Raw genomic sequence first — 26,694 nt, 5'->3', positions numbered from 1 at the left:
GCGACTCAGCTGTTGAGCGTCGCCGGGGCCTCGTCACCGCCCATCGCCCGACGCTGCTGCTCGGCGAACAGCGCATCGAAATTGATCGGCTGCAGCAGGAATGGCGGGAAGCCGCCCTCCAGCACCAGCGAGGAAATCACCTGGCGCGCGTACGGAAACAGCAGGTTCGGACAGTAGCTGCCGATGATCCCGGCATGGTCCGACTCATTGAAACCGGCGATACCGAACACGCCGGCCTGCTCCACTTCCGCCAGATAGGCGGTGCGCTGGCCGATCGTGCAGGTCAGGGTGAGGCTGAGCACCACTTCGTAGAGGTCGTTGCCCAGATCGGTGGCCTTCTGCCCCAGATTCAGCTGCACCTGCGGCTGCTCCGTTTCGTCGATCTCATGAAAGATCTGCGGCGCATTCGGCGCCTCGAAGGAAACGTCCTTCACATAGATCTTCTGCATCACCAGCTGAGGCTGACTGGCCTGGCCGTTGGCCTGGTCGTTGGTGATCACTTCTGCCATCGGGAGTTCCTCGGGTCTTGGTCGTATCGAAAAAGAGTCTGATTGTTCCATACATCCCTTCCCCGCGCACCTGCGATTGGCGCTCGATGGGGCTCCATGGATTGCGCACAGCCTTGTTTTTCTGCCAGAATACGCGGCTCGCCCCATGTCGACCCGGTTCTCCGGGTGGTCCGTTACGCGATACGGACCTCACGATCGAGCGTTGCAACATTCTCCAGCATTGCGTGGCGCAAGGCGCCGCTGGGCCGATATCGCCCTGGCTAACGGGTGGTAATCACGGCTGTCGGCAAGCTTCGGCTTGTTCGAGCCATTCTTACGGAGGTCATCATGGCCCGTGTATGTCAAGTCACCGGTAAAGGTGTGATGAGCGGCAACAACGTCTCGCACGCCAACAACCGCACCCGTCGCCGCTGGTTGCCGAACCTGCATGAGCGTCGCTTCTGGGTCGCCAGCGAAAACCGCTGGATCAAACTGCGTGTGTCCAACAACGCCCTGCGCACGATCGACAAGAATGGCATCGAAGCCGTGATTGCCGAGATGCGCGCCCGCGGCGACAAGGTCTGAGGATTGAGCCATGGCTAACAAGACACAAGACAAGATCCGCATGATCTCTTCGGCCGGTACCGGCCACTTCTACACCACGCAGAAGAACAAGAAGAACACGCCGGAGAAGTTCGAGTTCAAGAAATATGATCCGGTCGTGCGCAAGCACGTGATGTACAAGGAAGGCAAGATCAAGTGACGTGACGGCCCGCTCGCGCCTGGCGCGGGCGGCATTGCCGGAACGTCATCCCGGCGAAGGCCGGGACCCAGCGCCTCCAGGAAAACCCGCCCATGTGGCGGGTTTTCTTTTGTCTGCGCGACCGCCCGCTCGCATCATCGCCGCATGAGATCCGGCGCACGGCTGCAGGCGCGCGCGGGCGATGCTCCGGCCGAACACGCCGCTGGCACCGATCAGCAACACTCGAGGCGTCATCCGCACTACCTCTGTTACCAGCCCCCAAAAACAGAACCCGCCAGTTGGCGGGTTCTGCTGGAACACGATACGTGCGTGCGCTCAGGCGGTCGCGACCGCGTAGCCCTTGAGCCGCTCGGCGAACTCCTGCAGCGCACGGATACCGCTCTGTTCGGCCTCGTGGATCCACTGCTGCAGGCCTTTCAGTGCCTGCTCGGCTCCGCGCTGCTCCATCAGCGCCGCCAGGCGATTGCGGAATTCCACCACGATGGCCAGCGTCGGACGCTTGGCCAGCACCGCCTGCATCCGATCGCGGCCCTCGCTGTCGAGCCAGCGACCGCCGTCGGCCATGGCCAGCCGGATGCGGCGAGGCATCGACTTCAGGCTTTCGCCGGCATGCTGCGCTTCGTCGCTCAGCGTCGGCACGATCACGCCGCGGTAGTAGTCGGTCATCGCCTGGAAGCGGTGGGTGAGCACGGCCTTCAGCGTCTCGGCATCGGGCAGGCGCACGTTCGGACGAACGTCCAGCGACGGCGCCACGCGCAGTACCTTGGCCAGGCCGACCGCACGCAGGCCGCAGATCGCCGCCCAGCCGATGTCGAACTCCCACTTGCGCAGCGCGAACTTGGCCGAGCTGGGGAAGGCATGGTGATTGTTGTGCAGCTCTTCACCGCCGATCCAGAAACCCCACGGGATCAGGTTGCGCGCGGTGTCGGCGCTTTCGAAATTGCGGTAACCGGCCCAGTGGCCGATGCCGTTGACGAAGCCCGCGGCCCAGAACGGGATCCACACCATCTGCACGGCCCAGATCGCCGCACCGATCACGCCGAACAGCGCGATGCTGATCAGCAGCATCAGGGTCGGCCCCCAATAGGGATGCGCACCGTAGACGTTGCGCTCGACCCAGTCGTCGGGCGTGCCGCGACCGTACTGCTCCATGTCCTGCTTCGACTCGCAGGCGTCGCGGTACAGCGAGACGCCGTCCCAGAACACCTTCTTGATGCCGTAGACCATCGGGCTGTGCGGGTCTTCCTCGGTCTCGACCTTGGCGTGGTGCTTGCGATGCACCGCCACCCATTCTCGGGTGACCATGCCGGTGGTCAGCCAGCCCCAGAAACGGAAGAAGTGCGCCAGCACCGGGTGGAAATCCACGCCGCGATGGGTCTGGCTGCGATGCAGGTACAGCGTCACCGTGAAAATGGTGAGCTGCGTCACGATCAGGATGTAGACCAGCATCTGGCCCCAGCTCGCGCCGGTGAGACCATCGTTCAGGAAATTGAGTACCGCGTTCAGCATGGAAAGTACCGGGTGAGGGACAAGTCAGTGTAAATCAGGGGTTTCCGTACCCGCCAGCATGGTGTAGGCAGCATCATATCAGTCGCCCGGGAAGCGGACGTCAAGTGGAAGTTGTTCACGGACATGACGCGCGCCTGTTGTTTAACAATGGGGGCGACGTGACAATCACGCAATGACTCCGAACCATTCCGCCCCTGCTCCCGTCCTGCTGCAACTGGATCGACTCAGTCGCCGGCGCGCGGGCCGCCCCGCCGTAACCGACCTCAGCCTGCGGCTGGAACGCGGCCAGGTACTGGGCCTGCTGGGCGTCAACGGTGCCGGCAAATCGACCACCCTGTCGATGATTGCCGGCGCCATGCGCCCGGACAGCGGCTGCATCAAGCTGAACGGCAGCGATTTCCTGGAGCAGCCCGAACTGGCCCGCCAGTTGATCGGCTGGCTGCCGGAACGCGCCCCGCTGTGGCCGGAACTGACCGTCGGCGAACACCTGGATGCCCACGGCCGACTGCGCGGGCTGGGCGGCGCGGCCCTGCGCGAGGCGCGCGTGGCGATCATCGAGCGGCTCGAACTGCAGCCCCTGGCCCGGCGACTGGCCGGCGTGCTGTCGCAAGGCCAGCGCCAGCGGCTGGGACTGGCCTGTGCGCTGCTGCACCGCCCCGCCCTGCTGGTGCTGGACGAACCGGCCAACGCGCTCGATCCGGTGCAGGTGGCCGCGTTGCGCACGCTGATCCGCGAGCAGGCCGCCGCCGGCACCGCGGTGATCCTGTCCACCCATCTGCTGGCCGAGGTCACTGCCGTCTGCGACCGCGTGGCGATCCTGCATGAGGGCACGTTGCGCCATGACGGCCCGGTGCATGCCGACGATCATGCGGCGCTGGAACGCACTTTCTTCGAGATCGCGATGAACGGGAATCCCCAGCCGGCGCAGGCCGCATGAGCTCCACCCTGAGTGGCCTGTTTGCCGTGACGCGACTGGAATGGCGGCGCCTGCTGGTACGCCCGCTGGCCTGGGTACTGGCGGCGCTGACCCTGGCATGGCTGGCATGGAGCTTCACCCTGCTGCTGGGTGGCTTCCTGGCCGGACAGATCCAGCGCGCCGCCATGCCCGACGGCCCCGGTTTCACCGACCTGGTCGCGGTCCCGCTGCTGGGCCAGCTGGCCCAGCTGGCCTTCCTGGTCGTGCCGCTGCTGACCATGTCGGTGATCGCCGGCGAACGGCGCAGCGGCACCTTGCCGTTGCTGTTCGCGGCCGGCGTGCCGGCCGCGCGCGTGGTGCTGGGCAAGTACCTGGCGGTGCTGGGCTGGTTGCTGCTGTGGCTGGCATTGACCTTGGCGATGCCGCTGGCGCTGGCGCACGCCACCCATCTCGACTGGGGCAAGCTGGCCGCCGCCGCGCTGGGCATGGCGCTGATGCTGGCGGCATTGGCGGCGCTGGGCGTGGCCTGCTCGGCCTTCGCCTCGCACCCGGCGATCGCCGCCGCCGCCACGCTGATTCTCACGCTGGTCCTGTGGAGTGTGAACCTGGGCGCGCAGATGGCCGGCATCAACGGCGGCGCGATCAACTGGTTGGCCATGAGCACCCATGTGCAGCCGCTGTTGCGCGGACTGGTTTCCAGCGACGATGTGCTGTGGTTCGTGCTGCTGATCCTGCTGGCGCTGGCGCTGGCCACACGTCGGCTCCATACCGAGCGGGAGCGTGGCTGATGGGACATTTTTCCAGACGTCTGGACAGCTGGCTGTTCACCCTGCTGCTCGTGCTCGGTGCGGGTGCGATCGGCTATCTCGGCAATCGCTACGCCTGGCAGGCCGACTGGACCGCGAACGGCCGCATCAGCCTGTCGGCGGAGAGCCGGGCCGTGCTGGCCCAGCTCGACGGCCCGGTGGAAATCGTCAGCTATGCGAACCCGCAAGGCGATCTGCGCCAGACCGTGGCCGGGTTCCTGCAGCGCTATCAGGCGGTGAAGCCCGACCTGAGCCTGCGCTTCGTCGATCCGCAGCTGGACCCGGCGAAGATGCGCGAACTGGGCATCACCGTGGATGGCGCGCTGATCATCCGCTACAAGGATCGCGAGCAGCGTCTGGACGAATTGTCCGAACGCAGCCTGACCAACGCGCTGGAGCGCCTGGTACGCGGCAGTGATCGGATCGTGGCCTTCGTCACCGGCGATGACGAGCGGCGTGCCGACGGCAAGGCCAATGCGGACATGGGCACCTTCATGGCGCAGCTGGAGAGCCGCGGCATGCGCGCGGTGCCGCTGAACTTCGCCCAGGTCGGCACCGTGCCCGAGCATACCGACCTGGTGGTGCTGGCCAGTCCCTCGCTGGCGCTGGCCCCCGGCGCGGTGAAGGCGCTGGTGACCTATGTGCAGAACGGCGGCAACCTGCTGTGGCTGACCGAACCGGGCAACGACGACCTCGGCCTGAAACCGCTGGCCGCCGCGCTGGGCGTGCAGGTGCTGCCCGGCGTGCTGGTCGACGGTTCCGGTACCGCGCTGGGTCTGCACGACCCGCGCATGCTCACGCTGGGCGACTATCCGCCGCAGGCGATCACCCGCGGCTTCCGCCTGACCACGCTGTTCCCGCAGGTGTCGGCCCTGGCGCAGGTGGCCCAGGCCGGTTGGGCGGTCAAGCCGTTCCTGCGCTCGGGACCGCAGAGCTGGACCGAGTTCCATCCGATCGACAACACCAAGCCCTCGGACATCCGCTTCGACGCCTCGGCCGGCGAGCTGAAGGGTCCGCTGGACTTCGGCTTCGCGCTGAGCCGGCTGTCGCCCAGTCCGGACAAGAGCGAACAGCGTGCGGTGGTGATCGGCGACGGCGACTTCCTGTCCAACACGTTCCTCGGCAACGGCGGCAACCGCGCGCTGGGCGAGCGCGTGTTCGACTGGTTGCTCGGCGACGACAAGCTGGTCGACCTGCCGCCGCGCGGCGCACCGGACCGGCTGCTGGAAATCTCGCAGACCGAATTGAATGCGCTGAGCTTCGGCTTCCTGATCGCCCTGCCGCTGCTGCTGCTGCTGATCGGCGGCGCGATCGTGTGGCGTCGGCGGCGGCGCTGAGCGATGAAACGCGCCGCGCGCCAGCGCCTGCTGCTGTTGCTCGCCGTGCTGGCCCTGCTGGCGCTGGCCGGCTGGCAGTTGCAACGCGACGCCGGCAACGCCACCGGCACGCTGACCTCGCTCGATCCCGCCACGATCAGCCACATCGGCATCACCCTGGCCGGCGCGCCGCCGCTGCACTACGAGAAGCGCGGCGACGGTCACTGGTGGCGCACCGACGGCACCCCGGCGCGGGTCGCCGACGACGCGCGCCTGCTCGACCTGGCCGATACCGCCACCGCCCATGTGCTGAGCTGGCGTCCGGCCAGCGATTTCGACCTCGCGAAAATCGGCCTGGCGCCGCCGCGCGCCACCCTGACCCTGGACGGCCAGGCGCTGGAATTCGGTGAAAGCGTGGTCACCGGACCGCAGCACTACGTGCGGGTGGGCCGGCGCATCGCCCTGGTCTCAGCGCGCTACGTGCCGCGTTCGCCCGCCATCAGGGCGACCGAAATGCACTGATCCCCCGTGCGCCTGCATCCGGCACGCGCTACGGCGTAAGCTTGCAGGCCTGCCTGCGCGCCCCACATCGGGGGCAAGAGATTTCCTGTCAGGAGTGGATCAGATGACTCAGCAAGCGATCGGCGTGATCGGCATGGCCGTGATGGGCAAGAACCTGGCGTTGAACATCGAGAGTCGCGGTCACGCGGTCTCGATCTACAACCGCAGCCGCGCAAAAACGGACGAGGTGATCGCCGAGCATGCCGACAGGCGCCTGGTGCCCACGTACACGCTGCAGGAATTCGTCGATTCGCTGGAGAAGCCACGCCGCATCCTGCTGATGGTGAAAGCCGGCCTGCACTTCATCGGCACCGGCGTATCCGGCGGCGAGGAGGGTGCGCTGCACGGACCGTCGATCATGCCCGGCGGGCCTCGCGACGCCTACGACCTGGTAGCGCCCATCCTCACCGAGATCGCCGCCCGCGCGAAGGACGGCACGCCCTGCGTGGCCTGGATGGGGCCGGACGGCGCCGGCCATTACGTCAAGATGGTGCACAACGGCATCGAATACGGCGACATGCAGCTGATCGCCGAAAGCTATGCCGTGCTCAAGCATGTGCTGGGCCTGTCCAACCGTGAACTGGCCGAGGTCTATACCGACTGGAACCAGGGCGAACTGGACAGCTACCTGATCGAGATCACCGCGAAGATCTTCGACCGGAAGGATGAAAAGACCGGCAAGGATCTGGTCGACGTGATCCTCGACCGTGCCGCGCAGAAGGGCACCGGCAAGTGGACCAGCCAGAGCGCGCTGGATCTCGGCGTGCCGCTGCCGTTGATCACCGAATCGGTGTTCGCCCGCGTGCTGTCCTCGCTGAAGGACGAGCGCGTCGCCGCCAGCACGCAGCTGGCCGGACCCGAAGCCAAACCATTCAGCGGCGACCGCAAGGCGTTCATCGCCGCCGTGGGGCGCGCGCTGTATCTCAGCAAGATCGTCTCCTACGCGCAGGGCTTCGCCCAGCTGCGCGCGGCGTCGAGCGAATACGACTGGAACCTCGACTACGGCACCATCGCGCGGATCTGGCGTGGCGGCTGCATCATCCGCGCGCGCTTCCTGCAGGACATCACCGAGGCCTACGCCGGCGACCGGTCGCTGGCCAACCTGCTGCTCGCGCCCTACTTCCGCGACATCGCCGCGAACTATCAGGCGGCGTTGCGCGAGGTGGTGGGCGCCGCCGTGGCCGCCGGCATCGCGGTGCCGTGCTTCTCCTCGGCCATCGCCTATTACGACGGCTACCGCAGTGAACGGCTGCCGGCCAACCTGCTGCAGGCGCAACGCGATTTCTTCGGCGCGCACACCTTCGAGCGCATCGATCAGAAGGGCAGCTTCCACGAGGCGTGGAACTGAGTGCCTGAACTGCCCGAAGTCGAAACCACCCGCCGGGGCATCGCGCCGTACCTGGTCGGCCGGCGCGTGCTGGGGGTGACCCTGCGCCGGCCCGACCTGCGCTGGCCGATTCCCCCCGAGATCAGCGAGCTGCTGCCCGGCCAGCGCATCGACGCGGTGGAACGCCGTGCGAAATACCTGTTGCTGCACACCGAAGTCGGCAGCGCGCTGCTGCACCTGGGCATGTCCGGTTTACTGCGCGTGCTGCCGCCGGATGCGCCGGTCGGCAAGCATGATCACGTCGACATCGCGCTGGAGCGCACCCCGGCGCAGGCACCGCGCATCCTGCGCTTCACCGACGCGCGCCGCTTCGGCTGCCTGCTGTGGCAGGCGCCGGGGGCGACCCACGAACTGCTGGCGAAACTCGGCCCGGAACCGCTGACCGAGGCGTTCGACGGCGACCTGCTATGGCATCTGTCGCGCAGCCGCACGGCAGCGGTGAAGCTGTTCCTGATGGACAACGCAAACGTCGTGGGCGTGGGCAATATCTACGCCAGCGAGGCGCTGTTCGCCGCCGGCATCGATCCCCGTCGCGCCGCCGGCAGCGTCTCGCGGGCGCGCTACGCCCGGCTCGCCGGCGAGGTGAAGCGCATCCTGGCCTGGGCGATCGAGCGTGGCGGCACCACCCTGCGCGACTTCCTCAGCCCCGACGGCGCGCCCGGTTACTTCTTTCGCGAACTGAACGTCTACGGTCGTGCCGGCGAACCCTGCCGCGTGTGCGGCACGCCGATCCGGCAGGCGGTGCTGGGCCAGCGCTCCACGTTCTGGTGCCCGCACTGCCAGCGCTGAACCGTGTTCCTGGTGGGAGCGGCTTCAGCCGCGATGCTCCTGCCTTGATCGACCCAACGGCCAGGAGCATCGCGACTGAAGTAGCTCCCACAAGTCGCTCACAGAAGTCGAGCGGCATCGGGGTGCCTATGCCGGCCAGCTGAACTCGACGAAGGTGTTGTTGAACTGCGGATCGTCCAGCCCGCCGCCCAGCCGTACCGCGACGCCCTCCCTGATCCCCTCGATATCCAGCGTCTGGCCATCGGCGAAATGCGCGCCGAGCGCTTCCAGCTCGACCAGCTTCTCGCACAGCAGACCGGCCCGGTCGATCGCGGCATCGGGCACCCGATGGATGCTGATGTCGGGGCGGCCGAACTTGCGCATGCCGCGGGTATGGATCCACGAACGGCCGGGTTCCGGCTCGCCATCGCACAGGATCAGCAGATGGTTGCGGATCGGCGCGCCGTCGCGGATCAGGTATTTCCGGCGCCACTCCCCCGCATCGAGCAGGCTCAGGATCTGCGGATCGAGGATCGCCTGGCCGCCGATATCCAGCATCCCGGCCAGCACGCCCAGGGTATCGCGCAGGTAGCCGGTGGCCTGGCTGTCCTTCAGCGTGCCCCGTACCAGCATGACCTCCGGCGCATCGAAGGCACGCTGCCAGGCCTCCGGTGCATCGGCCTTGAACATGCGGCCCATCGCACCCTTCAGCGGATAGCCTTCCCACGCGCGCAGCTCGGCATGCGGGTGGTTGGTCGCGGTGATGCCCGCCGGCAGGCCGGGGCTGCCGTAGTCCTGCGAAGGTACGCGCACCGCGTCGAATTTTCCGAACACGTAGAACTGCAGCAGGATCTCCTCGTCGCTGGCTCGCCAGTGCGGACGCTGCCACGCGGGGATGGTGATCGGATGGCTCATGGGATTCCTTGGGATGGGCGCGCTTCAGCGCTTGTCGCCGAGCGGCAGCACGGATTGCTGCAATTCGATCTGGCCATTGCCTTCGCTGATCTTCTTGAACTCGGCACGGCTTACCGAGACATAGCGGTCGTTGCCGCCGATCTCAACCTGCGGCCCCTCGGTGACGGCGCGACCGTGTTGATCCACGCGCACCACCATGGTGGCCTTGCGCCCGCTATGGCAGATCGTCTTGATCTCCTCCAGGTTGTCGGCCCAGGCCAGCAGATGGCGACTGCCCTCGAACAGCTCGCCGCGGAAGTCGGTGCGCAGGCCATAGGCCAGCACCGGGATGTTCAGCCGGTCGACCACGTCGCTGATCTGCCACACCTGGGCCTTGCCCAGGAACTGTGCCTCGTCCACGAAGACGCAATGCAGCGCACCATGCGCCGCGATGTCGGCCTCGACCAGGGCGAACAGGTTTTCATCGGCAGCGAACCGGCGCGCATCCGCCTTCAGTCCGATCCGCGAGGCCACCACGCCCTCGCCGTAGCGGTTGTCCAGCGCCGGGGTGAGGATCAGCGTGCGCATGCCGCGTTCGCGATAGTTGTACGCGCTCTGCAGCAGCGTGGTGGTCTTGCCGGCGTTCATTGCCGAGTAATAGAAGTAGAGCTTGGCCATAAGATCGGAAATGAGTGCCTCAGGAGTGAGAAACGAGAATGGTGGCATCGGCCGGGTGACGAGTATGCACTCTCGCTGCTCGTTCCTTGTCACTCGCTCCTGCTTTCAGGCCTCGTCCAGCGGCGTGGTGCCCCCGCTGAACGGCGCACGCGCCTGCGCCAGCCGATAGCGACGCTCGGCCCGGCTGCGGCGCCAGTCGCGCAGGGCGCTGATCGCGTAGACCAGCTTGAACAGGCGCAGCTTGCGCAGCACCCGTGGCGTGTCGAACAGGTCGCCGGCCAGCATCGAGATCACGCCCTGCTCCAGCTGCCAGGTATTGCGCGGATCACGGAACATCTGCTGCATCACCGGCCCGTTGAAGCGGTAGATGAAGAACGAGAAACGCCGCATCGCGGCACGCTGGCGCCGCTCGAGCTTGCGCAGCAGCGCCAGCTCGAGCCGCGGCTCGCGCAGCGCCCGATCGACCAGCTCCGCCGCCTGCTCGGCCCCGCTCATCGCCAGGTAGACACCCGAGGAAAACACCGGGTCGAGAAACGCGAACGCATCGCCCACCAGGATCCAGCCCGGGCCGCCCATCCGGGCCGCATCGTAGGAGTAGTTGCCGGTGACGCGAACCTCGTCGTCGATCAGCTGCGCCTGTTCGATGCGTTGCCACAGCGCAGGGTTCTGCTTCAGGGTCTCGACGAGAAACTCGACCGTGCGGCCCTTGCGCCGCTTCAGGTATTCCGGCCGGCACACCGCACCCACGCTCATCACGCCGTCGGGCAACGGGATCATCCACATCCAGCCGTGCGCGAAACTGTAGATGCTGATGTTCCCGGCATCCTCGCCGGTGCGGGCCGTGGCGCCCCGGTAATGGCCGAAGATGGCCGCACTCTGGTGCTGGTCGTTGCGGCGCCGCAGTTTCTTCCGCGACGACAGCAACGCATCGCGGCCACTGGCGTCGACCACGTAGCGCGCCTGGATGATGTAGCTGCCGCCGTCGTCGCGGCGTACCTCGATCCGTGTCTCGCGCGGCCCGGACTGCTCCATCCCCACCACCTCGTGCCCCTCGCGCGCATCCGCACCGCAACCGCGCGCGTGGTCGTAGAGCATCTTGTCGAAATCCTGCCGCCATACCTGGTAGGCATGCGGCGGGCTCTCCCCGATCGCGCGGGCAAACGCGTACGTGTTGTAGCCGCGCTCGTTGTCGGCCTCGAAGTCGGCCCCGGGTTTGAACACCCCCAGCGCGCGCACCTGTTCCAGCACGCCGAGCCGCTCGAAGATCGGCAGGTTCATCGGCAACAGCGACTCGCCGATATGGAAGCGCGGATGATGCGCCTTCTCCAGCGCGATCACCCGGTAGCCACGGCGTGCCAGCAGGGTCGCCGCGGTACTGCCGCCGGGGCCGCCGCCGATCACCACCACGTCACACTGTTCGATCGCTGTCTCGGTCTGGTCCGTCATGCTGTCCCCGCCCGGCCTCGCCACCCCGGCGCGCGCCACAAGTGGTGGATTATGACCCAGCAGCCTGTCGGGCTTTGGTGGTCGAGGCGAGAATTCGGCTGTGCGAGGAGAGATTTTCGACGCTTCGCCGGCCCATAGTGGTTCTATGGGCCAGGAAGCGGCGGAAATATGGACCGCACAGCCGGATTCGCAGCCCGGCCGACCAAAGCCCGACAGGCTGCCGGTCGCCACGGACTTCGGCAGCCGCTCTGCTACCATCGACCGCCGCCTCTCGCATCGCCCCGATCCATGCTCAATCCGCAACAACTGGCCGCCGTCGAACATTGCGACAGCCCGCTGCTGGTGCTGGCCGGCGCCGGTTCCGGCAAGACCTCGGTGATCACCCAAAAAATCGCCCACCTGATTGCGCGCCGGCACCTGGCACCGTCGAAGATCGCCGCGATCACGTTCACCAACAAGGCCGCCCGCGAGATGCGCGAACGCGTGGCCAAGCTGATCAGCACCGATGACGCGGCGGCGCTGACCGTGTGCACCTTCCATGCGCTGGGACTGAAATTCCTGCAGATCGAGCACGCCCGCGCCGGCCTGCGCAAGGGATTCTCGGTGCTGGACGCCGACGACAGCGGCGCCATCGTCAAGGAGCTGGCGCCCAAGGGCGCGAAGAACGATGTGCTGTTCGGCATCCGCAACCTGCTCGGCCGCGCCAAGAACGGCGGCCTGTCGCCGGAAGAGGCACTGGCCGCCGCCCGCAGCCCGCGCGAGCTGGAAGCGGCCACGATCTACGACATGTACCAGCAGCGGCTGGCGGCGTTCAACGCGGTCGATTTCGACGACCTGATCCGGCTGCCGCTGCGCATCCTGGAAGCCGATGCCGAATGCCGCGAGGCGTGGCGCGAGCGCTTCCGCTACCTGCTGGTGGACGAATACCAGGACACCAACGACGCCCAGTACCGCCTGCTCAAGGCACTGACCGGCGAGCGTGGCGGCATCACCTGCGTGGGCGACGACGACCAGTCGATCTACGCCTGGCGCGGCGCCAACCCGGAGAACATCGACCAGCTCGGCCGCGACTGGCCGAACCTGCGCGTGATCAAGCTGGAGCAGAACTATCGCTGCGGCAAGCGCATCCTGCGCGCGGCGAACCAGTTGATCGGCAACAACCCGCACCTGCACGAAAAAAAGCTGTGGAGCGACCTGCCCGAAGGCGCGCCGATCCGCGTGCTGGAATGCAAGGAGGCCGAGCACGAGGCCGAGCGGGTCGCCGCGATCGCCACCACGCTGGCCGAGAAGCACAAGGCGCGCTGGCACGACATGGCGATCCTGTATCGCGGCAACTTCCAGGCGCGCCCGCTGGAGAAGGCCCTGCGCCTGGCGCGCATTCCCTATCACCTCACCGGCGCACTGAGTTTCCTCGACCGCGCCGAGGTGAAGGACCTGCTGTGCTACCTGCGCCTGCTGACCAACCCCAGCGACGATGCGGCCTTCCTGCGCGTGGTGAACGTGCCCAAGCGCGAGATCGGCTCGACCACGCTGGAGAAGCTCGGCCAGATGGCCCAGTCGCGGCACAGCTCGCTGCTCGATGCGACCCGCAGCGACAGCGTGCTGCGCCAGCTCACCCCGCGTCCCGCCGCCGCGCTGGCGTCGTTCTCGAACCTGCTGGACGAACTGCGCAGCGCCTCGCTGCACCAGAGCGCGGCGGACCTGGTCGAGCTGATCCTCAAGCGCACCGGCTACGCGGCGCAGATCGCCGCCGGCACGCCGGACGCCAGCGTGCGCGAACGCAAGCTGGGCAACCTGCAGGAACTTGCCGACTGGTTCCGCGCGATGCAGAAGGGCGGCAACACGGCCGGCGATCTCGCCTCGCAACTGGCCCTGCTCAGCCACGCCGACCGCGACGAACCGGGCAACGCGGTGCGCATGATGACCATGCATGCGGCCAAGGGGCTGGAGTTCCGCTTCGTCTTCATCGTCGGCTGCGAGGACGGCACCCTGCCGCACGAAGGCGCCATCGACGAAGGCCGCCTCGACGAGGAGCGCCGGCTGATGTACGTCGGCATCACCCGCGCGAAGGAACTGCTGACGCTGTCGTGGTCGGCGCAGACCAAGCGCTACGGCGACATCCACCGCAATCAGCCCAGCCGCTTCCTGCACGAACTGCCCCAGGCCGACCTGCACTGGCAAGGCAAGGATCCCGAGGCGGACAAGGAAGTCACCCGCGAAACCGCCCAGTCGCACATGGCGAAGATCGCCGCGATGCTGGCGGGGGGTTGAGAAGGGTCGCCACTCGCTGGCAGCGCCCGCAACGCGCATGCAAACGACGGACCGACGCGGCACGACCGAGCCTGCTGGAGAATTCATGCGATTGTCCAAAGGCAGCGAGGCCGGCGACAAGTTGCGACGGGTGGTCAGTGGCGACACCACGGCCCCCAACCCGACCGGTGACGCGAGACAGTGCGGCGCACATTGCAGCGGGCCTGGCGCGATCAAGATGTCTCTTCGGGGCGAAAGATGGAAACACGGTATCTTTGCCCCATCCGTTATTCATGACCTGACCGATGATCGATCCCGCCACGCTATTCGCCGAACTCACCATCGCATTCAACCAGCACGCCTGGGCCAAGGCCCAGGCACTCGCCGTACGGCTGCTGCCGATGGCGCCCCGGCATCCCGCGCTGCACTACATGGCAGGCGTGGCGGCCATGGAGCTGCAGCAAATGCCCAAGGCGCTGGCGCACCTGCATCAGGCTGCCGACCTCGACTCCGGGCGCGTTGAATTCGTCACGCAATTCGCCAAGGCGCTGACTCTCGGCCAGATGCCGCGCGAGGCGCGGCTGGCGGCCGATCGCGCGATGGCGTTGTCGCCCACCGACCCGGCCACGTTCGACACGCTCGGCGTCATCTACACACAAACCCACGCGCATGCCGAGGCGGCGGCCGCTTTTCGCGGAGCCGTCGCACTCAACCCGACCCATGCGCCCTATCACTTCAACCTCGCCACGGCGCTGCTGGCAACCGGCGAAATCGAATCGGCCAGGAGCACGCTTGAAACCTGCATCGATATCGACCCGTGTTACTGGAAGGCGCACCTGACGCTGGCCCAGCAACGCCGTCAGTCGGCCGAAGACAATCACATCGAGCGCCTGCATTCGATATTGAAGGGGCGCGATGCCGACCTCAAGGCACAGACCTATCTGCATATGGCACTCGCCAAGGAATACGAAGATTGCGGCGACTACCCCACCGCGTTCACGCACTACACCCGTGGCAAATCCGCGGCGGGGGCCGGGCGCAACTACGACATCGCTCAGGACGAGGCACTGTTTGCCGCGATCACGGCAGCGTTTCCGGCACCGCAAGCCAGCCCGGGGGGATGCCCATCGGACGAGCCGATTTTCGTGATCGGCATGCCTCGCAGTGGAACGACCCTGGTGGAACGCATCATCAGCAGTCACCCGGATGTCCATTCCGCCGGTGAGCTGTTGAACTTCGGCCTGACCCTGAAGCGGCATTCGGGCAGTCGTACATCGCCGATACTCGACCTCGACACCGTCCATCGCCTCCAGGGACCGGACTGGAAGAAGGTCGGCGAGGATTACCTCGCCAGCACCCGTCCAGGCACGGCGCACAAGCCTCGATTCATAGACAAACTGCCGCACAATTTTCTCAACGTGGGCTGGATTGCCCGGGCGCTGCCAAACGCCAGAATCATCTGCCTGCGGCGCGATCCGATGGATACCTGCCTCAGCAACTTCCGCCAGTTGTTTGCGGCACAATCTCCCCAATACGGCTACTCGTTCGATCTGCTCGACACCGGGCGCTACTACACCCTGTTCGATCGACTGATCGCGCACTGGCAACGCGTGCTTCCCGGTCGCATCCTCGAAATGCACTACGAAGCACTGGTGGACTCACAAGAGGCCAGCACGAGGCAGTTGCTGGAATTTTGCAGGCTGCCCTGGCACGACGATTGCCTGCGCTTCGAAGACAACAAGGCACCGGTCAATACCGCCAGCGTCGTGCAAGTGCGCAAGCCCGTCTACCGCACTTCACTGCAGCGCTGGAAGAAGTACGGGGCGCAATTGAACGAGCTGCAGGAACTGTTGAACGCGGCCGGTATCGCGATCCCCTCCTGATCACCGACGCGGCGACGGCTCCGCCTCCCGGCTGCAGCACGCCTTCGACGTCTCCCTGCGACCATCGGCACTAGCGGAAACGAAAGCGGCCCCGCCGAAGCGGGGCCGCTGTATCAACGACTCACCGATGACGATCAGCCGCCACCAGCTCCGAACTTGTAGTTCGCCTCGAGGAACATGCCACGACCGTAAGGGTTGTAGTTGTCCGAGTTGTACGGCGAGTAGTAGGACGGGTAGCTGTTGTCCTTCGGCGGCATCTTGTTGAACACGTTAGTGACTTGCAACGAAAGACCGAGGTTCTCGATCGGGTTGTAGGTCACGCTGGCGTTGTACAGGGTCCACGAAGGCAGTTTGCCCGCAAGCTCGTTGCCCGGCGTGTGTTCATAGCTGTCGCTTTGCGAGGCCTGGTAGTTCGGTGAGCGACCAAACCGGTTGGCCAGCAGCGTTGCGGTCCACTTGTCCCTGCTCCAGGTCAGCGCGGCGTTGGCCTTGCTCTTGAAGTCGGTGCTGTAATAGGGATGACGCAGCAGATCCACCGTCGGGTCAAGCGCATAGGCTTGGGAAGTGTGCTTCAACATGTCCGAATAGGACACATTGAGCCCCAGGTGCCCGAACCCGCCCATGTCACGCTCATAACCGAAGTTCGCCGTGATGGCGTTGACCTGCTCGTTGGCCACATTGAGCTTGGGCGTGGTGATGGCGCTGATCGGCCCGAGCAGCGTCACCCCGTTGACCGTCCTGCCGGGACCTCGGGTAATCAGGTTGAACGCCGTCGTGCAGGTCGGCGACGATGGGGCGATCGTACCGATGTCACACAGATACTCGGTATTCGACAAGGTGTCGGTGCTTAGCTGGGCGACTTCGTTGTTGATGTCCCAGTGCAGGTAATCCACGGAAACCGACATCTTCTCGATGGGTGCCCACACGACACCATAGCTCCAGACCTTGGCCTTGATCGGCTGCAGCGCCGGGTTGCCCACCGTGGTACCGGTGAACTGGGCCGTCTGATACAGCTGCGGGCAGTTCTGGAAATTGGAGCCACTGAAACCCAGCCGGCCGCAATTCAGGTAATCGTTGACGCTGTTGTAATAGTTGCTCGCGCGCTGGAACTCATCGGAAAGCGTCGGCACCTTGAACGCCGTGCCATAGCGACCACGGAGCAGCAGGGTCTCGAACGGACGATATTCCAGGCCAATGTTGTAGGTGCCGGCATGCACATCCTGGCCGGACACCTTGTAGTTGTCGTAGCGGCCGGAAACATCGGCGGTCAGCTGCTGCAGCAAAGGCATCCTGAGCTCGACCGTGGCGGCGGCACGCGACCGGTGGCCCGCGCCCGGAGTGGCACTGGTTCCCCAGTAATACGGAGTGGTTTGCCCGTTGACCACAACCGTCTGCAGCAACCGCGGATCGGGAGTGGAATCCCAGCCTTCATTGCCACCCTCCACCACCATGGCGATACCCGCATCGCCACCCGGCAGAGTGAACAGCGATGCATTGGTCAGCTGCCCGCGCAACAGGTTGTCCCAGGTCTTTGCGTGGCTGTTCGAATAGCCCGTGAAGCTCTTGAAATCGGCCACCGACACCGGGTTGTAGAAGTTCGCGTAGTCGGGCGTGAACACCGGATAGCCGGAATAGGTACCCTGCTGCGCACCGAGCAAGTGACTCGCGTAGTAGGCCTCCATCGGAGCGGCCAGACGCTGGAAACTGAGGTCTCTCAGTTGGTCGTCGGAATGGGTGAAGCCCAGGTCATAGTCCCAGTTCGACTCGCCAAACGTGCCCTTGCCGCCCAACGTCAGCAGGTAGGAGTTCTCATACTCCTTGTTCATGATGTGCTGGTAGCCACCGACTTCCTCGGGCGCGAACGGATGCTGCAGCTGCACGAGGCTGCCGCCGTTCAACGACGGATCCCAGATATAGCCGCTCGTACTCTTGGCCACGACACCGCTGGTGTTCCAGAACATGGTGTTGCTGCCGTTCGCAAACTTCTTTTCCGAATAGTTGTAGAGCAGGTCGCCGTACAACTGCAGGTTGTCGCTCACGTCAAACGTGTTGTGGCTGTAGAGACTCGCCGCCTTGCTATCGAGGGTCAGCGTACCGGGGCCGACGCTGTTGAACGATCCGCAGTAATCTCCGCGACCCGGGCGATTGTATTTGGCCGTGGTTCCACCCCAGTTGCCAGCGACCTTCGAGCAGTTGTTCGGATCCGCAAAATAGTAGCCCGTCGGCGCTCCGTCATTGTTGTAAGGGCTGTACACCAGATAGTCGCGATTGGCGACATTCGGACCGGTGCCGTTGAGATTCAGGCCCCTGGTGAGGCTGCGGTCCTGGGTCCAGATCGGCTGTGTGCTGTCGAACTGGATGCCCAGCAGCGAATTCCACTTGCCCGCGCTGAAACTGTCCGCAAAGCTGATACGGCGACTCGCGCCGCCACCCTCAGAGTACCAGCCGTAACGGGCATCGAGGGTAGGTGCGTCAACGTGCTTCTTGAGCACGATGTTCACCACACCCGCAATCGCATCGGAGCCGTAGAGGGAGGACTGGCCGCCCGGCAGGATGTCGATGTGATCCACCATATCCATGGGGATGCCGCTCAGGCTGTTGAACGTGTCGCTGCCGTTGTACAGGCCGGGAAAGTTGCCCATCGGGCGGCCATCGACCAGGTACTTCACGAAACCGACCGGCAGGCCAAACATGCTCAGCGTTTCGGCGCCGGTCGTAAACGAATTGGTGTCCTGCATGCCTTGCACGGTGCCTGTGGCAAAGGAGGACTGTTGCAACGCCTGCGCAATGGTGTTGAAGCCACGCGCCTTCATGTCGGCCGCGGTGATCGTGAGGATCGGCGTAGCCGTCTCGATCTCGGTTTGCGGAATCAACGAGCCGGTCACGGTGACCGCCTGCAGTCGTTTGGCCTTGGCGGTATCTGGCGTTTGCGTGGAATTCTGCTGAGACGCATCGGACGGAGCCGATTGCGCGTACGCAGAGGTATAGCCGAGCGCCAAAGCCGCAACGATAGCCACGGCAATTTTTGATTTGATCATTATTTCAGGAACTCCCCTCAGAGTTTTTGCAGCGGTCGAGCCCGCGCCAGGTGAATGGGCGGGCAATGGGTCCGAGACGGCATGTTGAAAATGCAACGGCCAGCACCCCCACCCGCTGGCCATCGACTCACGACTCCTGTGAGTTCTAGCATGCTCGCAGGATTTTGCACTACGAAATTTTCACATGGATTTTCGATTTCATTTGCGGTATGGACTTTACCGAGAGGCCCGTGCACGGCCTCCCGAGAGCGCTTTCAAACCAGCTCTTCCATTTCCAGCTCATACTTGAGATAGGCGTAATAGATCGGTGCGGCGATCACTCCGGAGAGCCCGAAAACCGCCTCCATCAGCAACATCGCGATCAGCAACTCCCAGGCGCGGGCACGGATCTGGGTGCCGACGATGCGCGCGTTGAGAAAGTATTCCAGCTTGTGGATCAGGATCAGGAATACCAGCGCAGCCATACCCACGCCCAGCGATACCGACAGTCCGGCGATGGCGATGGCGGTATTCGAGATGAGGTTCCCGATGACCGGCATCAGGCCGACGATGAAAGTCACGACGACCAGGGTCTTGGACAGCGGCACATGGATACCCAGCAGCGGGAGCAAGCCGAGCAGGAAAGTCGCGGTGAACAGGGTGTTGATCAGCGAGATCTTGATCTGGGCGAACACGATGTTGTGGAACGCCTCGGCCAGGCGCTGGCAACGCAGGCTCAGGGTCGCTGCCAGCGGGCGCATCTGGTGTGCGGGGCGGGTGCGGCTGAGCGCGATGATCGCGCCCAGCACCAGGCCGATGATGATATGCACGAACAGACGCACCGCTCCCTTGCCGGCCAGCTGCAGCGTCACGGCGTGCTTGCGCACCAGTTCGATCGTACCGACGCGCAGGTCATCCACGCTGTCCGGCAGGTTGTTGACCAGTATCGGCGGCAACTGCTGGCGGGCTTTTTCCACCAGCGGCATCAGCTGTTGCTGCAAGACCAGCTCGGGATTGCCGATCTCGTGATGGAAGAAGGTAATCGCCCCAAGGGTCAGCAGGATCAACAGACCGACTACGGTTGCACCGAGCAGGGCCACCACCACCACCCGCGCACCATCGCCGGAGATCCACCTTTCAAGCAACGGGCTCATCGCCTGCACCAGCTCGTACACCAGCAGCCCGGCCAGCAAGGCAGGCAGCAGGTGGACCTCGATCAGCAGCAGCAACGCCACGGCGGCCAGCAGGTAACTCGCATAGCGCATGGCAAGCGAAGGTTCGCTCGAGGCGGGCAAGAAGGAGTCCATGCGAGGCGCAACCGTAACCAGGGGATCGCCAGTCTGTCAGCAGCCCGCGATGGCTGCCAGCCCTGCAGGTGCTGCCATACGGCTGTCGTAAACTCCGGCCATCGTTCCGATCCCTCTTGCACCCGGAAAGCCTGCATGTCGCTTCGCCTGTCCACGACCCTGCTCGTATTCATCCTGCTCGGCGGTTGTGCCGCCTCGCCACCGCGCCCGCCAGTCGCGGCGACCGCGCCACAGCCTGCTGCGGCACCGGCAAGCGTCGCGGCCAATGACGATCTGAACGCCGTAGCCTGGAGCCAGACCGCGATCGAGCACGACCTCATCTTCATGCAGACCTATCGCGACGCCCAGTCCCGGCTGCTGGCCGCGCTGCGTGACCGGCACTGGGACGCCCTGCCCGGGAACGACCGCGTGGCACCCCTCCGAGGGTTGAAACCGGCGGTGGTGCTGGATATCGACGAGACCGTACTGGACAACTCGCCCTATCAGGCCCGGCTCATCCGCAGCGGTGGCGAGTTCAACGAAGCCGACTGGGCCGCCTGGTGCAAGGAGGAAACCGCGCGCGCCCTGCCCGGCGTGGTCCAGTTCACCCAGTTCGCCGCCAGACACGGTATCGCGGTGATCTATGTCTCCAACCGTGCCAAGGACCTGGACCAGGTCACCCTGGCCAATCTGCGCAAGGTCGGCCTGCCGGTGTCGGGGCCGCAGGCGTTTCTTGGCCTGGGCACGTTTGTGGAGGGTTGCGAGCAGATCGGCAGCGAGAAGGGTTGTCGGCGCCAGCGGATCAGCCGCCAATATCGCGTGCTGATGCAGTTTGGCGACCAGATCGGCGATTTCGTCACGGTGCTCGCGAACAACGCCGAGGGCCGTCGCAGGGCCATGGCACCCTATCTCGACTGGATCGGCACGCGCTGGTTCGTGCTGCCGAATGCCACCTACGGCGCGTGGGAACCGGCGCTGTTCAACAACGACTGGACGGCCCCGCTGGAAAAGCGCCGCCAGCAGAAGATCGACGCACTGCGCTATAAGTAAAGTAATTTATGTTTATAAACAATAAGCTATGGTGTAAAACAAAAGTATTGCCTTAACTTTGACGAGCGGATAACATTTGTCTGCCAACACCTGCTGACCTACAACTTTTTGCAGGCAAGGCCATTTCCCTTCCGGCTCTGCCGGATTTCCCCGCGAGGCTTCAGGCCCGTGGGGTTTTCTTTTTGTGGCCCCCGGAAAGCCCCGGCACACCTTGTTTCATTGCCGCCGCGCCGCTTACCCTGCGCAATCACCATCGCCCGCGGCGCGCCTGCGCTCCGCCCACCACCCACCGCGAGAGCCTGCCGATGCGCCTCCCCTTCCTCCGCCATGCCATGTTGCCGCTGTTCGCCGCCCTGCTGCTGAGCGCCTGCCATGGCAAGGACGAAGCCTCGCAAGCGGGAGGCAGCACGCCGCAAGCGGCACTGCAGGGTTCGATCGACCTGATCAAGGCCGCCGATTTCAACGGCCTGTGGAAACACGCGCTGCCGCCAGCCGATTACGCCAACCTGCGCGCCGACTGGAGTCGTCAGCAAAAGGATGTAAAGCCGATGAGCGCGGAAGATCGTGCCCGGTTCGACCAGACGATCCAGAAACTCACCGAAGCGGGCGCAGAGGACAAGCTGTATGCCGAATTGCAGCCCAGGCTGAGCGGCATGGAGCAGCAGTACAAGGATCAGCTGCCGGTACTGATCAGCGTCGGTGAGGCGCTGGTGAAAAATGGCATCGCCCAGAGCAAGGGCCTCAGCAACGTCCAGAAGACCCAGGCCGACAGCGTGCTCGATGTCCTGGTGCCGTGGGCCCAGCACACGCCCTGGTTCGATCAGGCCAAGGCCCGACAGGCGGTCGGGGTGGCGGTGACGACGGCGCGCAAGCTGGGCCTGAAAAGCCCGGATCAGATGCGCTCGATGGATTTCGACACCACCATGGCGAAGTACTCGACCGGCTTCACCGGCCTGAAGCAGTTGCTGGCGATCTATGGCCTGTCGGTGGACGACACGCTGAACTCGATCAAGCTCACTCCGGTCTCCAGCAGCAACGGCCATGCCGTGGTGAGGGTCGACTACACCTTGCTGGGCAAGCCGCTGTCGGTCGAGTCGAAACTGGTGCAGCAGGATGGCCGCTGGTACAGCGAGGACATGCTGGACAATGCGCGCCAATCCCACCAGCGGCTGGTGCAGGCACAGAGCCTGCCGACGGCCAGCGCCAGTGCCGCGCAGGCCAGCAGCAACCCGGTCACGAAAGACTGACCGGCGCAACCGTTAGAATAGGCGGATGCAGAACTTCTCTAGCGCGGACTCGACCGCCCGCCAGCGTGCGCCCTGGTGGTTCAACCTGGCAGGCCAGCTGCTGCAACCCTGGGTGCGCATCCGCCGCGATCCGGCCGAACCCACTGCGCTGCTTCAGGCCGGGGTGCCGGTCTGCTATGTGATCGAGCGCGACGGCTTTTCCGACGCGCTGATCCTGCAGCGCGCCTGTCGCGAGGCCGGGCTGCCCAACCCGATGCAGCCGCTGCCCGGCACCCGCCGCCGGCGCTCGGTGTTCGCACTGGCGCGTCGCGACGGCTGGATCTTCGGGCGCAACCGCCAGCGCGCGCCGAACGAGCCCCTGCGCCAACTCGTGCGCTCACTCGAGGGGATGCCCGAGCGCGACATCCAGATCGTGCCGGTATCGATCTACGTCGGTCGCGCGCCGAGCCGTGACAGTGGCTGGTTCAGCGTGCTGTTTTCGGAGAACTGGGTCATGGTCGGCCGCTTCGGGCGTTTGCTGGCCCTGCTGCTGAACGGGCGCGACACGGTCGTGCACTTCTCCGCACCGGTGTCGCTGCGCAGCGTGCTGGACGAATCCGGCGAGATCAGCCCGGAGCGTTTCACGCGCAAGATCGCGCGCGTGCTGCGGACGCATTTCCACCGCATCCGCGCCGCCGTGATCGGGCCGGATCTGTCGCACCGGCGCACCGTGGTCGACGCCGTGCTGAATGCCGAACCGGTCCGCGCGGCGATCGCCGCCACCGCGGCCAAGGAAAAGATCAGCCACGCCAAGGCCTGGCGCAAGGCGCACAAGCTGATGCTGGAAATTGCTGCCGACTACTCGCACCCGGTGGTGCGCTCGGTCTCGTTCCTGCTGTCGAATTTCTGGAACAAGCTGTACGACGGCATCGCGATGCACCACTTCGACAAGGCCCGCGCCGCCGCGCCCGGCTACGAAGTGGTCTACGTGCCCAGCCATCGCAGCCATGCCGACTACCTGCTGATGAGCTACCAGCTGCACGTATCCGGCGTGGTGGTGCCGCATATCGCCGCCGGGGTGAACCTCAACCTGCCGGGACTCGGACCGATCCTGCGCCGCGGCGGCGCGTTCTTCATGCGTCGCAGCTTCACCGGCAACCCGCTGTACTCGGTGGTGTTCAAGGAATACATGGCACAGCTGATCGACCGCGGCGTGCCGATCGAATATTTCACCGAAGGCACCCGCTCGCGCACCGGCCGATTGCTGGCGCCGCGCGGCGGCCTGCTGTCGATGACCGTGCGCGCCTTCCTGCGGGCACCGCGCCGACCGGTGCTGTTCCAGCCGGTATACATCGGCTACGAGAAACTGATGGAGGGCAAGAGCTACATCGGCGAACTCAGCGGCAAGCCGAAGGAAAAGGAATCCCTGCTCGGCCTGCTGCGTGGATTGAAGGTATTGCGTCAGCACTATGGGCACGTGGCGCTGAACTTCGGCGAGCCGATCGAGCTGACCCCGTTGCTGGATGCCGCCAGCGCCGACTGGCGCGCGGCCAGCGCCGACTCCGATGCCAAGCCGGAGTGGCTCAACGGCGTGGTCAGCCAGCTCGCCGAACAGATCCAGATCAACATCAACCGAGCCGCCGACGTCAATCCGATCAACCTGCTGGCGCTGGCCCTGCTGGCCACGCCGAAGCATGCGATGGCCGAGAGCGACCTGCTGACCCAGCTGGAGTTGAGCAAGACGCTGCTGCAGGAGCTGCCGTATTCGGACCGGGTCACGCTGACCCCGATGAATCCGGCCGCCATCATCGCCTACGGCGAGCAGATGCAGTGGATCCAGCGCGTACAGCACCCGCTGGGCGACGTGCTCACCGTCAGTGGCGAGCAGGCGGTGCTGCTGAGCTATTTCCGCAACAACGTGCTGCACCTGACTGCCAGCGCCGCCTGGGTCGCCTGCTGCTTCCTCAACAACCGGCGCATGTCGCGCGCGTCGGTGCTGCGACTGGGCCGGATCATCTACCCGTTCATCCAGGGCGAGCTGTTCCTGCCGTGGGACGGCGAGGGTTTTGCGGCGCAGCTGCAGGCCACCATCGACTTCCTCGTGCGCCGCGGCCTGCTCGAGTCGAGCAACGATGGCCGCACGCTGGAGCGCAGCCCCGGCCAGGACGACGGCGCGTTCCAGCTCAAGGTGATCGCGCGCAGCCTGATCCAGGCGTTCGAGCGCTACTACATCACGATCGCCGCACTGGCCAAGAACGGTCCGCACACGATGACCGGGGCGGAACTGGAGAACGCCTGCACGCTGACCGCGCAACGCCTGGGCCTGCTCAACGAACTGTCGGCTCCGGAGTTCTTCGACAAGGCGCTGTTCCGCGGCTTCATCCAGAAGCTGCGCGAGCGCCGGGTGGTATGGACCGACGAGGACGGCAAGCTCGACTACGACGCCGCACTGGAAGGCATGGTGCGCGATGCACGGGTCATCCTGTCGCGCGAAGTGCGGCATTCGATCCTCAAGATCACCCCGGGCGGCAACGAGAGGGAGCCGGCTGCCGGCGAGGGGCTCGACGAGGCGGACGCCGGCGCACCGACCGGCGGCGAACCGCAGGCGACAGCCAGCCCGGCCGCGGAAACGGCCCCGGCCGATATCGCCAGCGCGGCTCTGCATGAGCGCCATGTCGACGCCGAACACCGTGCCCATGCGCAAGAAGCGGTGACACCCGCCGGCAACGACGGCACATCGCCGCGCGAATAGGCGGCACCCCGAAGCCGCGATGACGGCGACGCGCCATGGGATTCATGGGCGGGCGTCATGCCGCCGTGCCAAAGGTCACGGTGACGCCGGTGGACCGTCGTCCCTACTATGGTCACTTCATCCGCCGGAAGGATCCCACATGACTGCACGCCGCGCGCTCGCCCTCGCTGTCTTCGCCCTGTCGCTGCCCGTCGCTGCCCAGGCCGCCGACAAGCCGGCCAACCACGACGTCAGCGTGCTGCATTGCGCGCGCCTGCTCGATCCCGCTGCCGGCAAGATGCTGGGCGAGACCAGCGTGGTCGTCGCCGACGGCCGCATCCGGGAACTGCACGCCGGCGCGGTGGATCTCCCGTCCTACCGCGAGGCCGCCGCCAAGGCCGGCGAAGCATTCCGCTATGTCGACCTGCCCGATGCCACCTGCCTGCCCGGCCTGATCGACTCGCACACCCACCTGACCGTGCAGTTCAGCAAGAGCACCTACAGCGACAAGTTCCGCCTCAACCCGGCGGACTACGCCATCCGCAGCACGGTGTATGCGAAGCGCACCCTGCTGGCCGGCTTCACCACCGTGCGGAATCTCGGCGACGCACACAACGAATCCATCGCGCTGCGCAATGCGGTCAACGCCGGCATCGTGCCCGGCCCGCATATCTTCAGCGCCGGCCAGTTCGTCGGCAGCACCGGCGGCCACGCCGATCCCACCAACGGCTTTCGCTGGGACCTGCAGGGTGACCCGGGTCCGAAGGACGGCATCATCGACTCGCCCGCGGACGCCTGGAAGGCGGTGCGCCAGCATTACAAGGACGGCGCCGACCTGATCAAGATCATGCCTTCCGGCGGCGTGCTCGATGAAAGTTCGAGCTCCGAGAATCCGCAGATGACCCTGGCCGAGATCAAGGCCGTGGTCGCCGCCGCGCACGACTACGGCTTCACCGTGGCCGCCCACGCGCACGGCGCCGAGGCGATTCGCCGCGCCGTGCTTGGTGGCGTGGATTCGATCGAGCATGGCACCTTCATGGACGCCGAAGACATGAAGCTGATGAAGGAACACGGTACCTGGTACGTGCCGACCATCATCGCCGGCCAGTTCGTGATGGAGAAGGCGAAGGAAGGCTGGTATCCGCCGCAGGTCGCCGCCAAGGCCGAGCAGGTCGGCCCGGTGATCATGGCGACCGCTGGCAAGGCCTACCGCGCCGGGGTGAAGATCGCCTTCGGCACGGACGCCGGCGTCTATCCGCACGGCGAGAATGCCAGGGAATTCGCCTACATGGTCCAGGCCGGCATGCCGCCGATGTTCGTGCTGCAGGCCGCCACCACCCATGCCGCCGAGTTGCTGGGCAAGTCCGACCGGTTCGGCGAGATCGCGGTGGGGCGCGGCGCCGACGTGATCGCCGTGCCGGGCAACCCGCTGAAGGACATCACCGTCATGCAGAAGGTCAACTTCGTGATGAAGGATGGCGTGATCTACAAGGAAGGCGGCAAGCCCACGCTTCAATGAGGCACGGCGCTCCTTGCCTTCGCTCCCTCTCCCCGTTCGGGGAGAGGGGTTGGGGTGAGGCGACAATCTCGCCCGGAGCTCCAGCGGAGCAGGCTTTGATCGGCATTTCGGCGAGCACCCGCCCCTCACCTCAATCCTCTCCCCCGCAGTGGAGAGGAGGCGAACATCACAAGCGAGGTATCTGCTTGAAACGGTCATTG

General features: G+C 65.5%; 21 protein-coding genes. 14 read left to right on the top strand and 7 right to left on the bottom strand.

Translation table 11 applies throughout. The annotated features are described in order from the left end of the window. Positions 1-5: 5 nt before the first annotated feature. Positions 6-509 carry a protein-export chaperone SecB gene (gene secB, locus ACFPPA_RS01450; protein WP_377316558.1) on the bottom strand — a complete coding sequence of 168 codons (504 nt, stop codon included), beginning with the start codon at positions 507-509 and terminating at the stop codon, positions 6-8. 327 nt (positions 510-836) lie between these two features. Between secB and rpmB the strand changes: the two genes are divergently transcribed. Then, the gene (gene rpmB / locus ACFPPA_RS01445) at positions 837-1,073 is read left to right on the top strand and encodes a 50S ribosomal protein L28 (RefSeq protein ID WP_377316556.1); all 237 of its coding nucleotides are present in this window, start codon (positions 837-839) and stop codon (positions 1,071-1,073) included. A 10-nt stretch (positions 1,074-1,083) separates the two neighbouring features. Beyond that, positions 1,084-1,251, top strand: coding sequence for a 50S ribosomal protein L33 (gene rpmG / locus ACFPPA_RS01440; RefSeq protein ID WP_184418896.1), 168 nt, complete (start codon positions 1,084-1,086; stop codon positions 1,249-1,251). A gap of 315 nt (positions 1,252-1,566) precedes the next feature. On the opposite strand, the gene ACFPPA_RS01435 is transcribed toward rpmG, so the two are convergent. Next, entirely contained in the window at positions 1,567-2,760 is a 1,194-nt protein-coding gene (locus tag ACFPPA_RS01435; protein ID WP_377316554.1) for a DesA family fatty acid desaturase, read from the bottom strand. Between the two features lie 172 nt (positions 2,761-2,932). On the opposite strand from ACFPPA_RS01435, the gene ACFPPA_RS01430 reads away from it, so the two are divergent. The 6 genes from ACFPPA_RS01430 to mutM all read left to right on the top strand — a co-directional run bounded on the left by ACFPPA_RS01430 (position 2,933) and on the right by mutM (position 8,535). Continuing rightward, positions 2,933-3,697: an ABC transporter ATP-binding protein gene (locus ACFPPA_RS01430; RefSeq protein ID WP_377316552.1), complete on the top strand. Its 765-nt coding sequence runs from the start codon at positions 2,933-2,935 to the stop codon at positions 3,695-3,697. Further along, a complete protein-coding gene (locus ACFPPA_RS01425) occupies positions 3,694-4,464 on the top strand; it encodes an ABC transporter permease (RefSeq protein WP_377316550.1) in 771 nt (256 codons plus the stop codon). Before ACFPPA_RS01430 ends, ACFPPA_RS01425 begins: the two co-directional genes overlap by 4 nt. Beyond that, positions 4,464-5,819 carry a GldG family protein gene (locus ACFPPA_RS01420; protein ID WP_377316548.1) on the top strand — a complete coding sequence of 452 codons (1,356 nt, stop codon included), beginning with the start codon at positions 4,464-4,466 and terminating at the stop codon, positions 5,817-5,819. The genes ACFPPA_RS01425 and ACFPPA_RS01420 overlap by 1 nt, the downstream gene beginning before the upstream one ends. 3 nt (positions 5,820-5,822) lie before the next feature. Beyond that, positions 5,823-6,320 carry a hypothetical protein gene (locus tag ACFPPA_RS01415; RefSeq protein ID WP_377316546.1) on the top strand — a complete coding sequence of 166 codons (498 nt, stop codon included), beginning with the start codon at positions 5,823-5,825 and terminating at the stop codon, positions 6,318-6,320. Positions 6,321-6,423: 103 nt separating this feature from the next. After that, positions 6,424-7,707 (top strand): NADP-dependent phosphogluconate dehydrogenase, encoded by a 1,284-nt coding sequence (gndA, locus tag ACFPPA_RS01410; protein WP_377316544.1) that lies wholly within the window; start codon positions 6,424-6,426, stop codon positions 7,705-7,707. Further along, on the top strand, positions 7,708-8,535 hold the full coding sequence (gene mutM, locus ACFPPA_RS01405; RefSeq protein ID WP_377316542.1) for a bifunctional DNA-formamidopyrimidine glycosylase/DNA-(apurinic or apyrimidinic site) lyase: 828 nt from the start codon (positions 7,708-7,710) through the stop codon (positions 8,533-8,535). Between the two features lie 126 nt (positions 8,536-8,661). On the opposite strand, the gene ACFPPA_RS01400 is transcribed toward mutM, so the two are convergent. From ACFPPA_RS01400 to ACFPPA_RS01390, 3 genes are all read right to left on the bottom strand, one after another. After that, positions 8,662-9,429, bottom strand: coding sequence for a hypothetical protein (locus ACFPPA_RS01400; RefSeq protein WP_377316540.1), 768 nt, complete (start codon positions 9,427-9,429; stop codon positions 8,662-8,664). A gap of 24 nt (positions 9,430-9,453) precedes the next feature. Then, a complete protein-coding gene (locus ACFPPA_RS01395) occupies positions 9,454-10,086 on the bottom strand; it encodes a thymidine kinase (RefSeq protein WP_377316538.1) in 633 nt (210 codons plus the stop codon). A 105-nt stretch (positions 10,087-10,191) separates the two neighbouring features. Continuing rightward, a complete protein-coding gene (locus ACFPPA_RS01390; protein ID WP_377316536.1) occupies positions 10,192-11,532 on the bottom strand; it encodes an NAD(P)/FAD-dependent oxidoreductase in 1,341 nt (446 codons plus the stop codon). A gap of 288 nt (positions 11,533-11,820) precedes the next feature. Between ACFPPA_RS01390 and ACFPPA_RS01385 the strand changes: the two genes are divergently transcribed. Next, positions 11,821-13,803: a UvrD-helicase domain-containing protein gene (locus ACFPPA_RS01385; RefSeq protein ID WP_377316534.1), complete on the top strand. Its 1,983-nt coding sequence runs from the start codon at positions 11,821-11,823 to the stop codon at positions 13,801-13,803. A gap of 284 nt (positions 13,804-14,087) precedes the next feature. Beyond that, entirely contained in the window at positions 14,088-15,665 is a 1,578-nt protein-coding gene (locus tag ACFPPA_RS01380) for a tetratricopeptide repeat-containing sulfotransferase family protein (protein WP_377316532.1), read from the top strand. 134 nt (positions 15,666-15,799) lie between these two features. On the opposite strand, the gene ACFPPA_RS01375 is transcribed toward ACFPPA_RS01380, so the two are convergent. Continuing rightward, positions 15,800-18,826, bottom strand: coding sequence for a TonB-dependent receptor domain-containing protein (locus ACFPPA_RS01375; protein ID WP_377316530.1), 3,027 nt, complete (start codon positions 18,824-18,826; stop codon positions 15,800-15,802). A 131-nt stretch (positions 18,827-18,957) separates the two neighbouring features. Beyond that, positions 18,958-19,989, bottom strand: a complete 1,032-nt coding sequence (locus tag ACFPPA_RS01370) for an AI-2E family transporter (protein WP_377316528.1) — start codon at positions 19,987-19,989, stop codon at positions 18,958-18,960. 135 nt (positions 19,990-20,124) lie between these two features. On the opposite strand from ACFPPA_RS01370, the gene ACFPPA_RS01365 reads away from it, so the two are divergent. The 4 genes from ACFPPA_RS01365 to ACFPPA_RS01350 all read left to right on the top strand — a co-directional run bounded on the left by ACFPPA_RS01365 (position 20,125) and on the right by ACFPPA_RS01350 (position 26,494). Next, on the top strand, positions 20,125-21,018 hold the full coding sequence (locus tag ACFPPA_RS01365; RefSeq protein ID WP_377316526.1) for a 5'-nucleotidase, lipoprotein e(P4) family: 894 nt from the start codon (positions 20,125-20,127) through the stop codon (positions 21,016-21,018). A 305-nt stretch (positions 21,019-21,323) separates the two neighbouring features. Next, the gene (locus ACFPPA_RS01360) at positions 21,324-22,265 is read left to right on the top strand and encodes a hypothetical protein (protein WP_377316524.1); all 942 of its coding nucleotides are present in this window, start codon (positions 21,324-21,326) and stop codon (positions 22,263-22,265) included. A 25-nt stretch (positions 22,266-22,290) separates the two neighbouring features. Then, a complete protein-coding gene (plsB, locus tag ACFPPA_RS01355) occupies positions 22,291-24,996 on the top strand; it encodes a glycerol-3-phosphate 1-O-acyltransferase PlsB (protein ID WP_377316522.1) in 2,706 nt (901 codons plus the stop codon). A gap of 139 nt (positions 24,997-25,135) precedes the next feature. After that, positions 25,136-26,494: a metal-dependent hydrolase family protein gene (locus ACFPPA_RS01350; protein ID WP_377316520.1), complete on the top strand. Its 1,359-nt coding sequence runs from the start codon at positions 25,136-25,138 to the stop codon at positions 26,492-26,494. The last annotated feature ends 200 nt before the right edge of the window (positions 26,495-26,694 follow it).

Source organism: Rhodanobacter ginsengisoli, assembly GCF_042657065.1.
GTDB lineage: Bacteria > Pseudomonadota > Gammaproteobacteria > Xanthomonadales > Rhodanobacteraceae > Rhodanobacter > Rhodanobacter ginsengisoli.
Note: the sequence above shows the minus strand (reverse complement) of the source record. Positions and strands in the feature narration are given on the sequence as shown.